The sequence below is a fragment of the Nocardioides sp. CPCC 206348 genome (assembly GCF_048654705.1).
Taxonomy (GTDB): domain Bacteria; phylum Actinomycetota; class Actinomycetes; order Propionibacteriales; family Nocardioidaceae; genus Nocardioides.
This window is the reverse complement of record NZ_JBMCZA010000112.1, coordinates 1-14,191: the sequence shown is the minus strand read 5'-3', so window position 1 is coordinate 14,191 and position 14,191 is coordinate 1. Positions and strand designations below refer to the sequence as shown.

The 14,191-nt window shown below is 70.2% G+C and carries 13 protein-coding genes; 1 reads left to right on the top strand and 12 read right to left on the bottom strand.

Features of this window, described 5'->3' with window-relative positions; translation table 11 throughout:
* Positions 1–82: 82 nt before the first annotated feature.
* The 11 genes from ACOADB_RS06670 to ACOADB_RS06620 all read right to left on the bottom strand — a co-directional run bounded on the left by ACOADB_RS06670 (position 83) and on the right by ACOADB_RS06620 (position 12,467).
* Positions 83–2,638: a DEAD/DEAH box helicase gene (locus tag ACOADB_RS06670; protein WP_378597173.1), complete on the bottom strand. Its 2,556-nt coding sequence runs from the start codon at positions 2,636–2,638 to the stop codon at positions 83–85.
* A complete protein-coding gene (gene xerD, locus ACOADB_RS06665; protein WP_378597172.1) occupies positions 2,631–3,590 on the bottom strand; it encodes a site-specific tyrosine recombinase XerD in 960 nt (319 codons plus the stop codon). Before xerD ends, ACOADB_RS06670 begins: the two co-directional genes overlap by 8 nt.
* 4 nt (positions 3,591–3,594) lie before the next feature.
* Positions 3,595–4,710 (bottom strand): alanine dehydrogenase, encoded by a 1,116-nt coding sequence (ald, locus tag ACOADB_RS06660; protein ID WP_378597171.1) that lies wholly within the window; start codon positions 4,708–4,710, stop codon positions 3,595–3,597.
* Between the two features lie 112 nt (positions 4,711–4,822).
* Positions 4,823–5,323 carry an Lrp/AsnC family transcriptional regulator gene (locus ACOADB_RS06655; protein ID WP_378597170.1) on the bottom strand — a complete coding sequence of 167 codons (501 nt, stop codon included), beginning with the start codon at positions 5,321–5,323 and terminating at the stop codon, positions 4,823–4,825.
* A gap of 6 nt (positions 5,324–5,329) precedes the next feature.
* Positions 5,330–5,929 (bottom strand): NUDIX domain-containing protein, encoded by a 600-nt coding sequence (locus ACOADB_RS06650; protein WP_378597169.1) that lies wholly within the window; start codon positions 5,927–5,929, stop codon positions 5,330–5,332.
* On the bottom strand, positions 5,926–7,665 hold the full coding sequence (locus tag ACOADB_RS06645; RefSeq protein ID WP_378597193.1) for a CTP synthase: 1,740 nt from the start codon (positions 7,663–7,665) through the stop codon (positions 5,926–5,928). Before ACOADB_RS06645 ends, ACOADB_RS06650 begins: the two co-directional genes overlap by 4 nt.
* Before the next feature lie 32 nt (positions 7,666–7,697).
* Complete coding sequence (gene recN, locus ACOADB_RS06640; RefSeq protein ID WP_378597168.1) at positions 7,698–9,449, bottom strand: DNA repair protein RecN; 1,752 nt, start codon at positions 9,447–9,449, stop codon at positions 7,698–7,700.
* On the bottom strand, positions 9,446–10,426 hold the full coding sequence (locus ACOADB_RS06635; protein ID WP_378597167.1) for an NAD kinase: 981 nt from the start codon (positions 10,424–10,426) through the stop codon (positions 9,446–9,448). Before ACOADB_RS06635 ends, recN begins: the two co-directional genes overlap by 4 nt.
* Complete coding sequence (locus tag ACOADB_RS06630) at positions 10,423–11,256, bottom strand: TlyA family RNA methyltransferase (RefSeq protein ID WP_378597166.1); 834 nt, start codon at positions 11,254–11,256, stop codon at positions 10,423–10,425. The genes ACOADB_RS06635 and ACOADB_RS06630 overlap by 4 nt, the downstream gene beginning before the upstream one ends.
* Before the next feature lie 2 nt (positions 11,257–11,258).
* Positions 11,259–11,435 carry a hypothetical protein gene (locus tag ACOADB_RS06625; RefSeq protein WP_378597165.1) on the bottom strand — a complete coding sequence of 59 codons (177 nt, stop codon included), beginning with the start codon at positions 11,433–11,435 and terminating at the stop codon, positions 11,259–11,261.
* Between the two features lie 9 nt (positions 11,436–11,444).
* Positions 11,445–12,467, bottom strand: a complete 1,023-nt coding sequence (locus tag ACOADB_RS06620) for an HAD-IIA family hydrolase (protein WP_378597164.1) — start codon at positions 12,465–12,467, stop codon at positions 11,445–11,447.
* A 49-nt stretch (positions 12,468–12,516) separates the two neighbouring features.
* Here ACOADB_RS06620 and ACOADB_RS06615 point away from each other — a divergent pair, with 49 nt between their 5' ends.
* Complete coding sequence (locus ACOADB_RS06615; protein WP_378597163.1) at positions 12,517–13,668, top strand: DUF1015 family protein; 1,152 nt, start codon at positions 12,517–12,519, stop codon at positions 13,666–13,668.
* On the opposite strand, the gene ACOADB_RS06610 is transcribed toward ACOADB_RS06615, so the two are convergent.
* Positions 13,628–13,966 carry a single-stranded DNA-binding protein gene (locus ACOADB_RS06610; RefSeq protein ID WP_378597161.1) on the bottom strand — a complete coding sequence of 113 codons (339 nt, stop codon included), beginning with the start codon at positions 13,964–13,966 and terminating at the stop codon, positions 13,628–13,630. The genes ACOADB_RS06615 and ACOADB_RS06610 overlap by 41 nt on opposite strands.
* Positions 13,967–14,191: the final 225 nt, after the last annotated feature.

The following is a 14,191-nucleotide window of genomic DNA, read 5'->3' as shown; positions in this document are numbered from 1 at the left end:
CCAGGGCCCGGGACTCCCCCAGTCAACAATGTCGACACGGCGACATTGGGGAGACTCGCCGGAGCGATGACCGGTGGGTCGATCAGCCGGTGAGGCAGCGCGCCTCGAGGGTGCGTACGACGGCCTCGCCGGCCTCGTCGCTCGCGGCCAGGTCGACCTCGGCGACGATCACCCAGTCGTGGTTGCCCTCCGGGTCGTGCAGGGTCTGGGTGGCCGTCCAGCGGCCGGGCTGCTTGTCGATGGCGAGCAGCGCGGGTCCGCGCGCGTCTCCGTCCGTGTGCAGGCGCTTGTGCTCGGCGAAGTAGTCCTCGATCGCCTCGTCCCAGTCCTTCTCGCCGAACTCGCCGCCGGATGCGGCCTCGAGTGCCGCGAGTCCGGGCACGTCGTCGCGGGCGAACAGCTCGACGCGGCGCCACAGCGCGTTGCGCACCATCACCTCGAACACGCGGCCCTGCTGGCTGAGCGGACGCGGCGGGGGCGGCGGTTCGCCGTGCGCGACGTTCGCGGGGATGTGGTCCGGATGATTGAGGGCCTCCCACTCGTCGAGGAGCGAGGAGTCGACCTGGCGCACGGTCTCCCCCAGCCACTCGACGAGCAGCTCGAACTCGTCGGTACGCACCGCCTCGGGAACGCTGTGCCGCAGCGCCCGATAGGCGTCGGTGAGGTAGCGCAGGATCAGGCCCTCGGACCGGGCGATCTGGTAGCGGGAGACGAGATCGGTGAAGCCCATCCCCTGCTCCCACATCTCGCGGACGACCGACTTCGGAGCCAGGGCGTCCGGCGGGAGCCAGGGGTGCCGTTCGCGGTACGTCTCGAACAGCGGCTCCAGCAGCTCGCCGAGCGGCTCGGGCCAGGTCACCTCCTCGATGAGGGCCATCCGTTCGTCGTACTCGACACCGTCGGCCTTGAGCGCGGAGATCGCCTCGCCCCGAGCGGCGTGACGCTGGGCGAAGAGCAACGGTCGCGGGGCCTCGAGCGTCGACTCCATCACCGAGATGACGTCGAGCATGAAGGTCTCACTGTCCGGGTCCAGGACGTCGAGCACGGCGAGGGCGAAGTGCGATAACGGCTGGTTGAGCGCGAAGTCCTCGGGCAGCGCCTCGGTCAGCACGTAGCGGCGACCGAACCCGTCGACCTCGTCCAGACGCGTCAGCACCTCGGACGTGACCAGGCTGCGCGCCAGCCGGACGGCGCGCTTGGCCAGGCGCAGCTGGGTGCGGCGTTCCTCGTGGTTGTCCATCAGCAGCCGCCGCAGGACGACGAACGCGTCCTCCTCGCGGGAGAGGACGTTGACGAGCATCCCGTTGTCGACCTTCATCTGCGACTTGAGCGGCTCGGGCTTCCCCTCGACCAGCCGGGTGAAGGTCTGCTCGCTCCAGACCACCGTGCCCTCGGGTGGCTTGCGCAGCTGCGCCTTGGACTTGCGCTTGGCCTGCTTCTCGACGCTCATCGCGGCGTTCTTCGCGGCCGCCTTCGCCTTGGCCTTCTCGTTCTCGATCACGTGCTCGGGGGCCTGTACGACGACGTAGCCCGCCGTGTCGAAACCGGCTCGCCCCGCGCGGCCGGCGATCTGCAGGAACTCCCGCGTGCGCAGCACGCGTTGGCGGGTGCCGTCGAACTTCGCCAGCCCGGTGAACAGCACGGTGCGGATCGGGACGTTGATGCCGACGCCGAGGGTGTCGGTGCCGCAGATGACGGTGAGCAGTCCGGCCTGTGCGAGTTGCTCGACGAGCCGGCGGTAGCGCGGCAGCATCCCGGCGTGGTGGACGCCGATCCCCTGGCGCAGCAGCTTGTTGAGGACCTTGCCGAAGCCGGCGGCGAACCGGACGCCCGCGATCCGTTCGGCGATCTGTTCCTTGCGGTCCTTGGGCAGCACCGTGTCGAGGCGTCCGGGGCCGGCCAGCAACGACACGGCGTGCTCGACGGCTGCGGCCTGGGTGAAGTGCACGACGTACACCGGCCCCTGACCCGTGGTGACCAGTTCCTCGAGGGTCTCGCCCATCGGGTCGAGGGACCAGCTGAAGTTCAGCGGCACCGGGCGCTCGGCCTCGTCGACGACCGCGGTGTCGCGGCCGTTGCGACGGGTCATGTCGGCGGCGAGCTCGGTGACGTCGCCGAGGGTGGCCGACATCAACAGGAACTGCGCGCGCGGCAGCTCGATCAGCGGCACCTGCCAGGCCCAGCCGCGGCCGGGTTCACCGTAGAAGTGGAACTCGTCCATCACGACCATGCCGACGTCGGCGGCCTCGCCCTCGCGCAGGGCGATGTTGGCGAGCACCTCGGCGGTGCAGCAGATGATCGGCGCGTCCGCGTTGACGGACACGTCGCCGGTCAGCATGCCGACGTCCGCGGCGCCGAAGATCTCGACCAGGTCGAAGAACTTCTCGCTCACCAAGGCCTTGATCGGCGCGGTGTAGAAGGTCACCCGGTCGTCGGCGAGAGCAGCCATCGCCGCACCCATCGCCACGAGCGACTTCCCCGACCCGGTGGGTGTCGCGAGGATGACGTTCTCGCCGGACAGGAGCGAGAGGAGCGCCTCCTCCTGGTGCGGGTAGAGCGTCAGGCCCTGCCCTTCGGCGTACGCAAGGATCCGGTCGTACGCCGCATCGGTGCCGCCCGATGAGCCGGCGTCAGCCATGCCGGGCCCGGGGGTGCGCGGTCGCGAAGACCTCGCGCAGGTTGTCGACGGTGACCAGCGTGTAGACCTGCGTGGTGGTCACCGACGCGTGGCCCAGCAGTTCCTGGACGACCCGGACGTCGGCACCACCGTCGAGCAGGTGCGTCGCGAACGAGTGACGCAACGTGTGCGGCGAGACGTCGCGGGTGACGCCGGCGCGTTCGGCGGCCTTCACCAGCACGGTCCACGCCGACTGGCGCGACAGGCGTCCACCGCGGGAGTTGAGGAAGAGCGCGGCGTTGGAGGCACTCGACACCAGTGTCGGCCTCCCCCGGACGAGGTATGACGCCACGGCAGTCCGCGCGTACGAACCCACCGGAACCAGCCGCTCCTTGCTGCCCTTGCCGCGCAGCAGGACCGTGCCGCTGCCGCCCACGCCGTCTGCGTCGGCATCGAGGTCGGCGACGTCGTCGACGTCGAGGCCCACGGCCTCCGAGATCCGGGCCCCGGTGCCGTAGAGCAGCTCCAGCAGGGCCCGGTCCCGCAACGCCAGCGGGGTGTCGGGGGCGCCGGCGGCCTCGAGGATCGCCTCGACGTCGGAGAGCGGCAGCGCCTTGGGCAGTCGCTTCGCGGGTGTCGGCGGCTTCACCGCTGCCGCAGGATCGAGTGTGGCCAGGCCGTCAGCGACGGCGAACTTGTGGAAGCCGCGGACAGCCACCACGGTGCGGGCAGCCGAGGAGGCGCTGAGCGGCGGGTGCTCACCACTGCCTTCCCGCAACCGGACGAGGAAGTCCGACACGGTCGACTCGGTGACCTGGTCGAGGCGGTCGATCCCGGCACCTGCCAGGTGTTCGCGATAGCGCCGCAGATCGCGACGGTACGAGGTCAACGTGTTGAGGGCCAGGCCCTTCTCGACGGTGAGGTGGTCCAGATAGGTACGGACCGCCCGGTCCACCGCATCCGTCCCTGTCACCCGGTCAGGCTAGCGCGTCCTCCAGCGGGACCGACGCGATGCCGACGGCCTCGGCCACCGGAGCGTTGGTGAGGTTGCCGGCGTGGGTGTTCAGACCGAGGGCGAGACTGTGGTCGTCACGGCATGCCTGGACCCAGCCCTTGTTCGCCAGCGCGACCGCGTACGGCAGCGTGGCGTTGGTCAGTGCGTACGTCGACGTGTTCGGCACCGCGCCCGGCATGTTCGCCACGCAGTAGAACGTCGAGTTGTGCACCTGGTAGGTCGGGTCGTCGTGCGTGGTGGGGCGGGTGTCCTCGAAGCAGCCGCCCTGGTCGACCGCGATGTCGACGAGGACCGATCCGGGCTTCATCCGCGAGACCAACTCGTTCGACACGAGCTTCGGGGCAGCCGCACCGGGGATGAGCACCGCTCCGATCACCAGATCGGCCGCGATCACCTGCTGCTCGAGTGCCAGCTTCGACGACGCCAGACCGTGGACCTGGTTGCTGTAGCGCCAGAACGACATCCGGAGCTTGTCCAGATCGGTGTCGAGCAGGGTGACGTCCGCGCCCATCCCGAGCGCGATGTTGGCCGCGTTCTGGCCGGACACTCCGGCACCGATGATCACGACCTTCGCGTTGGCGACGCCGCCGACGCCGCCCATCAGCACGCCGCGCCCGCCCTGGGCCTTCATCAGGCTGTAGGCGCCGACCTGGGGCGCGAGGCAACCGGCGACCTCGGACATCGGGTAGAGCAGCGGCAGCCCGCCCGTCGGCAGCTGCACGGTCTCGTAGGCGATGCCGGTGACCTTGCGCTGGAGCAGTTCCTCGGTCAGCGGCTTGTCCGCAGCGAGGTGCAGGTACGTGAAGAGCACCTGCCCTTCCCGCATGCGGGCGTACTCCTCCGCGATGGGCTCCTTGACCTTGAGCACCATGTCCGCGGTTCCCCACACCGCGTCCGCGTCGGGCAGGATCTGCGCGCCCGCGGCGACGTAGTCGGCGTCATCGATGGAGGAACCCAGTCCCGCTCCGGCCTGGATCAGGACCTCGTGGCCGTGCGCGACGAGCTCGTGCACGCCGATCGGCGTGATGGCCACCCGGTACTCGTGGTTCTTGACTTCCTTCGGCACGCCGACGCGCATGGCAACCCCTCCTGGTCGATGGCCCAGATCGTTGGCCTCCTCGAAGTCTGAAGATTCGTCGACACTGCCGCTAGTACCTGCAGCGATTATTCGGCAGGAGCGCCAAGAACGATCAGATCGTCGGCGTGGGCGCGCCACCCGAGCGGCGTGCCGAACCAGATTCGGTGCGACGTCCCCGGAGGTGCTCGAAGATCAGGCTCGTCTCGGTCATCGCCACGTCGCGGGTGCCGCTGAGGTGGACCAGGACGAACTCGCGCAGCTCCTCGGAGTCCGCGGTCGCGACGTGGATCAGGAAGTCGTCGGCGCCGGCAAGGAAGTAGACGTTGAGGACCTCGGGCAGGTCCGCCATGGCCTGGGCGAAGGCACTGAGCTCGCTGCGCGCGTGCGGGCGCAGCCGCACGGAGATGATCGCCTGGAGTGGCCGACCGATGCTGGCCTGGTCGACCTCGACGTGGGCGCCGAGCAGGACGCCGCGCTCGAACAGCGACCGGACCCGGCCGTGACAGGTCGAGGGCGCGATCCCGACGCGCGCAGCCAGGACGTTGTTCGCCAGCCGCGCGTCGGCCTGCAGTTCCCGGACGATGGCGGCATCGATGGCATCCAGCTCGGACATGACTGCTCAGGCTCCCGGTTGCCCCGCGCGATCGCGTAACACCTGGACGGCGAGCACGGCCTGCACGACGGGACCGTCAGCGACGTCGCCGCTGAGGATCGCATCGACCAGTTCGGGGAACGGAACCCACAGCGTCTCCAGGTCGGCCTCTTCGTGCGCGAGCACGAAGTCGCCCCGGTCGGCCGCCGAGAGCCCCTCGGCCAGGTAGTAGTGGATCCGCTCGGCGGAGTAGCCCGGTGAGCTGAAGGTCGACAGCAGGTGGGTCCATCGTTCGGCCTGCATCGCGGCTTCCTCGCGCAGCTCACGCCGCGCGACCTCGATCGGGTCCTCACCGGGGTGGTCGCACACGCCGGCAGGCAGCTCGATCAGCCGGTGCTGTGCGGGATGCCGGTACTGCCGTAGGCAGAGCACCCGGTCGTCCTCGTCGATCGCCAGGATGACCGCCGCACCCGGGTGCTCGACGACCAGGCGCCGGAACGCGCCCTCGTCGACCGCACCCGGCCGGTTGACCTGGTCCGAACGCAGCGCGAGCACCCAGCCGTCGCGGTGCAGGTCCGCACGGGACTCGACCGGCCACGACTCGGGTACGTCGCGCAGCTCGCTCACTCGCCGACCGGCTCCGGGTGCAGGCCGGTCTCGTCGATCTCCAGGCGCATCTCACGCTGGCGCACCAGCGCGGCGCCGACCAGGCCCGCGAAGAGCGGGTGCGGCCGGGTCGGACGCGAGCGCAGCTCGGGGTGCGCCTGGGTGCCGATGTAGTACGGGTGCACGTCGCGCGGGAGCTCGACGAACTCGACGAGGTCGAGGTCGTTGTTCACGCCGGAGAACACGAGGCCGGCCTTCGCGAGGCGGTCGCGGTAGGAGTTGTTGACCTCGTAGCGGTGACGGTGGCGCTCCTCGATCTCGTCCGCGCCGTAGACCTCACGCGCGATGGACCCTTCCGCGAGCGTCGCCGGGTACAGGCCCAGGCGCATCGTGCCGCCCAGGTCGCCCGCGCCCTCGACGATGTCCTTCTGCTCCTCCATCGTCGCGATCACCGGCTCCGGCGTGTCGACGTCGAACTCCGTCGAACCGGCCTTGGTGAGGCCGAGCTCGGTCCGGGCGTACTCGATGACCATGCACTGCAGGCCCAGGCAGAGGCCGAGGGTCGGAATGGCGTGGGCGCGGGCATAGGTGAGCGCGCCGAGCTTGCCCTCGAGCCCGCGGATGCCGAACCCGCCGGGCACGCAGATCGCGTCGACGTCGGACAGTTGCTTGGCCGCACCGGCCTGCGTCTCACACTCGTCGGAGGCCACCCAGCGCAGGTGCACCTTCGCTTCGTGGGCGAACCCGCCGGCCCGCAGCGCCTCGGCCACCGAGAGGTACGCGTCGTGCAGGTCGACGTACTTGCCGACCAGGGCGATGGTGACGTCTTCCTTGGGGTGGTGCACCCGGCGGAGCAGGTCGTCCCACAGCGTCCAGTCGACGTCGCGGAACGGCAGGTTGAGGCGTCGTACGACGTAGGCGTCCAGGCCCTGGCGGTGCAGCACCTTCGGGATGTCGTAGATCGACGGAGCGTCGGCCGCGGTGACCACGGCGTCCTGCTCGACGTCGCACATCAGCGAGATCTTGGCCTTGATGCTGTCGGGCAGTTCGCGGTCCGCGCGGCACACCACGGCGTCCGGCTGGATACCGACCTGACGCAACGCGGCGACGGAGTGCTGGGTCGGCTTGGTCTTCAGCTCACCCGACGGACCGATGAACGGGACCAGCGAGACGTGCAGGAAGAAGACGTTGTCGCGACCGATGTCGTGACGGACCTGACGGGCCGCCTCGAGGAACGGCAGGGACTCGATGTCACCGACGGTGCCACCGACCTCGGTGATCACCACGTCGACCGGGCCGCTCTCGCCTGCGTCGTTCAGGACGGTCTGGCGACCCATGGCCAGGATCCGTTCCTTGATCTCGTTGGTGATGTGCGGGATCACCTGGACCGTGTCGCCGAGGTACTCGCCCTTGCGCTCCTTGGCGATCACCGACGAATAGACCTGCCCGGTGGTGACATTGGCGATCTGGTTGAGGTTCGTGTCGAGGAACCGCTCGTAGTGCCCGATGTCGAGGTCGGTCTCGGCGCCGTCGTCAGTGACGAAGACCTCGCCGTGCTGGAACGGGTTCATCGTCCCGGGGTCGACATTGAGGTACGGGTCCAGCTTCTGCATGGTGACCCGAAGGCCCCGGGACCGCAGCAAGCGACCCAGGCTCGAGGCGGTGAGGCCCTTGCCAAGAGAGGAGGCGACCCCTCCCGTCACGAAGAGATGCTTTGCCTGATGTCCGCGCTGCGTCAAGCCACTAAGGGGCGCCATGTTCACGGGATTCCATCCTACGTGCTCTGGCCTCAGCCTGCACGCCGACGCGCCACATCGAGTAGCTCGCGAGCGTGGGCGAGGGCCGTGTCGGACTCGGCGAGGCCCGCCAACATCCGGGAGAGCTCACGTTCGCGACCCGCGTCATCGAGGGTCACGAGACCCGAGCTCGTGATGGTCCCGTCGCTTGCCTTCTCGACCAGGACGTGTCGGTCGGCGAAGGCCGCGACCTGCGGCAGGTGCGTGACGACGAGGACCTGGGCCCCGAGCGCGAGCGTTGCCAGGCGACGCCCGATCTCCACCGCCGCCGCTCCCCCGACGCCCGCGTCGACCTCGTCGAACACGAAGGTGGGGACGGGACTGGTGCCGGCGAGGCAGACCTCGACGGCCAGCATCACCCGGGAGAGCTCACCACCGGAGGCACCCTTGTGCAGGGCGCGCGGGTCGGAACCGCTGTTGGCGGCCAGCAGGAACTCCACGTCGTCGAGACCGCTGCGCCCGAAGCGCACCCACGTGTCGTCGACGAGCAACAGGTCGGCCGGCGGGTGCTCCAGGTCGGTCGGTACGTCGACAACGACCCGAGTGGCGACCCGGATCGTCATCCTGGCGTGGGGCATCGCCAGCAGGGTCAGTTCGTCGCTCACGGCCGAGCCGAGCTTCTTCGCTGCGGCGGCACGTGCCTTGCTCAGCCGTGCCCCCGCGGCGGCCAGCTCGGCCCGCAACGTGGCGGAGGCGGCGGCCAGCGCGTTGATCTGGTCATCGGTCGAATCGAGGTCCATCAGGCGGAGCGACGCCTGCTCGGCCCAGGCCAGGACGTCGTCCACGCTGTCGCCGTACTTGCGGGTGAGCGCGAGAAGGGCGGCGCGGCGCTCGGACGCGGCCGCCAGGCGGTTCGGGTCGGTGTCGATGCCCGAGGCGTACGACGCGACGTCGGCGGCGACATCGGAGAGCAGGTAGCTCACCTCAGCTACCCGGTCGGCGAGCGCTCCGGCCTCCGGGTCGTGGCCGCGGACGCCTTCGAGCAGCCCACGGGCAGCAGAGACCGCGCCCAGTGCGTCCGGCGAGCCGTGGTCGCTCGACAGGGCCTCACGGGCCTGCTCGGCGGCACCGCGCAGCGTGTCGGCGTGGCCGAGCCGGGACTCCTCGGCCGCCAGTTCGACGTCTTCACCCGACTGCGGGGCGACGGCTGCGACCTCATCGACCCCGAACCGGAGCACGTCTGCTTCGCGGGCTCGTTCGCGGGCAGTCGCCCGCACGTCGGCGAGCTCGCGCTCGGTGGCGATGAGGCGATCGTGCAGGTCGGTGTAGGTGGCGTGCAGCGCCTCGTGCCCACCGAAACGGTCGAGCGCATGCCGCTGGGTCTGCGGCTTCAACAGGCGATGCTGGTCGGACTGTCCGTGGACCGCGACGAGTGGCTCGGCGATCGACGCCAGGGTGGCCACGGGCACGCCCGCTCCCCCGGCGAACGCACGGGAACGACCCTCGGCGCTGACGTTGCGGGCCAGGACGACGCTGCCGTCCTCGACCTCGCCGCCCGCTTCCTCGACCGCGGCGGCCAGGCCGGGCAGCGCGTCGGCGCGCACCAGGCCCTCGACGCGGGCCTGCTTCGCACCTGCCCGCACCGCTCCGGTGTCGGACCGTCCGCCGAGCAACAGGCCCAGCGCGGTGACGACCATGGTCTTGCCGGCTCCGGTCTCACCGGTGATGACGGTCAGGCCGGGCCCGAGCTCGAGCACGGAGGAGTCGATGACCCCGAGTGAGGTGATCCGGAGTTCTTCGATCACGTCCGGTCACCGCGCTCCCACGCCTGGCGGCGCTCGGCCGCGCCACGCCAGCCCTCGACCGACAGGCCGAACTTCGCGACCAGCCGATCGGTGAACGGCGCCTGGTGGAGCCGGACCAGGCGGACCGGACGCAATCCGCGGCTGACCTCGATCCGGGCACCGGGCGGCAGGTCGACGCTGCGTCGGCCGTCGCACCACAGCACACCCGAGCCCTGGTTGCCCTCGAGCACCTCGATCGCGATGACCGAGGACGGAGCGACCACCATCGGACGGGCAAAGAGGGCGTGGGCGCTGAGCGGAACGATGCACAACGCCTCGACCTGCGGCCACACGATCGGACCGCCGGCACTGAAGTTGTACGCCGTCGACCCGGTCGGGGTCGCACAGACCACGCCGTCGCATCCCCAGCGCGACAACGGCCGGCTGTCGATCTCGACGACGACCTCGAGCATCCGCTCGCGGGCCGCCTTCTCGACACTCGCCTCGTTGAGCGCGAACGTCGCGTAGACCAGCTCGCCGTCGACGAAGGCCCGTACGTCGAGCGTGAGGCGGTCCTCGGTCGTGTAGCGCTGGTGGATGATCGCGTCGATCGTGGCAGCGACGTCCTCGTGCTCGGCTTCGGCGAGGAAGCCCACATGGCCCAGGTTGACCCCGAGCACCGGGGTGAGTCGCTTGTGGGTGACCTCCGCGGCGCGCAGGATGCTGCCGTCACCACCGATCACGACGGTGAGCTCGCAGCCGCGACTGGCGTCGGTCTCCGAATCGGTCAGTTCGACAGCCGGCACGTAGCCGGCCGGGTCGAGCTCGAGGTCGTCGGCCTCGGCGCGCAGCAACCGGACGATGATCCCGTTGCCGGTGAGTTCCTTGACGAAGGAGCGCGCGACCTCGCGGGCCTCGGGGCGGCGCGTGTGCGCCAGCACCAGGACGCGGCGCGGCGTGTCACTGCTCGTGCCCACCTCCATCTCGCTGCTCGTCATGGAGTCACCATCTCATCCGGGGCCGACGTACCGCGCCGTACGACCTCTGCAATGGACTCGTCATCGACTTCCGGCGCTCCGTGGCGCAGCCACAGGAAGAACTCGACGTTGCCCGAAGGACCCGGCAGCGGGCTCACGGTGACGGCCTTCGCACCCCACCCGCGTGCCGCGGCAGCGTGGGCCACTCCGAGCACTGCCTCGGCACGCAGCTCGGGATCCCGTACGACTCCGCCCTTGCCGACGCGGTCCTTGCCGACCTCGAACTGGGGCTTCACCATCAGCGCCAGGTCACCGTCGGGACGGGTCACGCCGAGCAACGCGTCCAGGACCAGGACGAGGGAGATGAAGGACAGGTCACCGACGACCAGGTCGACCGGTCCACCGATGTCGTCAACCGTCAGGGTCCTGACGTTGGTGCGGTCGTGGACCCGCACCTTCTCGTGTTGCTGCAGGGACCAGTCGAGCTGTCCGTACCCGACGTCGACCGCGACCACCTCGTCAGCGCCGGCCCGCAGGAGTACGTCGGTGAAGCCGCCCGTCGACGCACCGGCATCCAGGCAGCGGCGACCCGTGACGGTCAGGCCGTCCGCGCCGAAGACAGTCAGGGCACCGAGGAGCTTGTGGGCTCCGCGGGAGACGTAGTCCGGGCCGTGCTCGCCCTCGAGGACCAGGATCGCGAGGTCGGTCGTGACGCCGGTCGCGGGCTTGGTCGCCACGACGCCGGACACCTTCACCCGGCCGTCGGCGATCAGTTGGGCGGCACGTTCGCGGGACGGCGCCAGACCTCGGCGAACCAGTTCCGCGTCGAGTCGGAGTCGGCGCGGCGGCACGATCAGGCGCTGGCGGCCGGCGGATTGTCGAGCGTCTGGCGCAGGTCGGCGTGCGCCTCCTCGAAGACGGCTGCGTGCTCGTCCAGCGGCCGGGCGTCGAGCCCCGCCACGAGGTCGAGCACCCGGTCGACAGCATCGATCCCGGTGGGCATGGGCGCCGGAACAGGTACCTCGGTCATGCCGTGAGGCTACCGCGCCACCCCGGCGACTCCGGGGACCCGGGCCGCAGTGAGGTCGACCACCGTTCCAGTGCTGTCGAGATGGCCCCACGCGGACTCGGCAGCGACCCGCCACCAGTCGGCGGGATCGGCGTCGGGCGCCACCTGGTCGACCTCGAGCCGCCCGTCACGGGTGTGCGCACGCCACCCGCCGAGAACCCACGTTGCGGCATCGCGTTCGGGAGCCCGGTGTGCCGTCACCAGGCCGCCGAGGTCGGGAGCGATGTAGGACGGCCGCAGCGACGGCGGCGCCGCCACGAGTTCCTCGAGCCCGGTGACACCGGTCAGCACGAGCAACGAGTCGACCCCTGCGTTGTGGGCTCCTTCGATGTCGGTGTCGAGGCGGTCGCCCACCATCAGCGGCCGGTCCCCGCCGACGCGGCGGACGGTCTCGTCCAGCAGTGGTCGCTCCGGCTTGCCCGCGACGACCGGAGCGACGCCGGCGAAGCGCTCGACCATCTCGACCAGCACGCCGTGGCCGGGTGCCACTCCGAACGACGTCGGGATCGTGGTGTCGGTGTTGCTGGCCACCCACGGCAGGCCCTCGCTGATCCGTACGGCGGCCCGCATGATCTGCTTCCAGCGCAGCTCCGGCCCGTAGCCGGAAGCAATCGCCCGGGCCTCGTCATCGACGCCGACCGGCACCAGGCCGGACTCCTCGAGAGCTGCCCGAAGCCCGGGACCACCGAGACAGACGATCCTCGCACCCCCACCGAACCGCTCGGCCAGCAACCGTGCGGCCGCCTGCGCACTGGTCACCACGTCACCGGTGCTGGCCGGCACACCCAGCTCCGTGAGGTGCTCGGCCACGGCCGAGGGCGGACGGGAAGCGTTGTTGGTGATGAACGCGACCCGCATCCCGGCAGTCCGTACGCCGGCGATGTGACCGGCAGCGCCGGGTACGGCGGCAGACCCGATGTAGACGACGCCATCGAGATCGAGCATGGCCAGGTCGTAGACAGCCGACAACGGACGACGGGAGGTGAGCAACACAGGTCCACCTTGCCAGTGCCGGACACCGGATGCTCCGTACGATGCCTAGATGGACGCAACCGCCCTGGTGACACCGCCGTACGTCGCCGGACCGCTGCGCCTCGAGCCGTTCGCGGGGTTGATGCTCGCCCCGGCCCGCGTGGGCAACCCTTCCACCGGCCGCGCGTTCGCCCGGCCGTACAAGGACGTCTCGGCTCGCCTCCTGCGATGGCAGGCCAAGGGCTACGTGAGCCATGACGCCGAGCCCGCGCTCTACCTGCACGAGTACACCTCGGCCGGGATGACGGTGCGCGGGCTGGTCGGCGCCCTCGACGTGTCGCGCCGGGCCAAGCGTCCCTCGGACCGGGCGGTGCTCCCCCACGAGGGCATCCACCCCGCCCAGGCCGACGACCTGGCCGACCGGATGGCCGAGATGCAGCTGAACCCGGCACCGATCCTCCTGGTCCACCGCGGCAGCGAGGTGCTGCGAACGACGCTGGCCAAGGTGATGACCAACACGCCCGATCACTCGTTCACCGACCGCGGCGAGCAACAGCACCGGATCTGGGCCATCCGCGACCCCGCAACGCTCACGACGATTGCCATCGAACTGGCCGGGAGCCGCGCGCTGATCGCCGACGGGCACCACCGGTACGCCGCCTACCTGCGACTGCAGCGACGTCACGCCGGCTCACACGGCGGTCGGGCGGCGACCGACTTCGGCCTCGCGATGCTGGTCGACCAGGAAGCGACCCCGCTGTTCCTGGGCCCGATCCACCGAACCCTTGCCGGGGCGTCACTGGCCGACCTGCGCGATGCCGTCGAGAGCGTGGGACTCCACTACGAGGAGCGGAGCCAGCCCGAAGCCGTGGCCGCACTGTCGGCCACCCGTCTGGCCGCGACCGACGGCACCACCTGGGCGGTCCTCGATCTCGACCCCGGCAGCGGTGAGGCTGCCGTCGAGACGCTGCACCGCCGGATCGTCCCGGCGCTCCCACACGGACCGACGGCGCTGACCTATCACCACAGTGTCGACGAAGCCCTAGGACGCGCGCGCTCCGACCAGGTCGCCGTGTTGATGCCGGCACCGTCCGTCGACCTGGTGCTCCGCATTGCGGAGGCTGACCGACTGCTGCCCGAGAAGGCCACGTCGTTCCAGCCCAAGCCGAGTCTCGGTGTCCTCATTCGCTCCTTGCGCGACGCACCAACCGGCCCGAGCTGACCTCCACCTCGACCCGGGACGCCGTCGCACCCCCGGTCCGGTAGAACCGGCGCCGCAGCGCGCCCTCGACGGCCACCTCGTCACCGGCACGCCAGCGCCCCATCGCGCGCCGTGCCTTCGGTGTCCAGGCTGCCAGGTCCACCACGTCGACCGAGGAGCCCTTGCGTCCTGTCGGGAGCACCTTCACCTCCTCGCGGCTGACGATCAGCCGGCACACGCCCAGCAGGTCACCGCTCGGCATTTCCCGCTGTTCCGCATCCGCGGCCACCCGGCCGACCAGGGTCACTTCATTCACCATTGCCGTTCCTCTCCTTGGGATGACCCGAGAATCGGGACAACCGCCGACACCGGAGAAGACGGTGACCCGGTGCTGTGGAGAAACAGCAGGATGGAAGAGCTCTGTGGAGAGCTGATGGACCCCACGTGCCTGAAGAAGTGGTCGCAAAAGCACGAAAGGCCAGCACCAAGAGTGCTGGCCTTTCGGCAATGTATGTCCGGCGGCGTCCTACTCTCCCACAGCCTC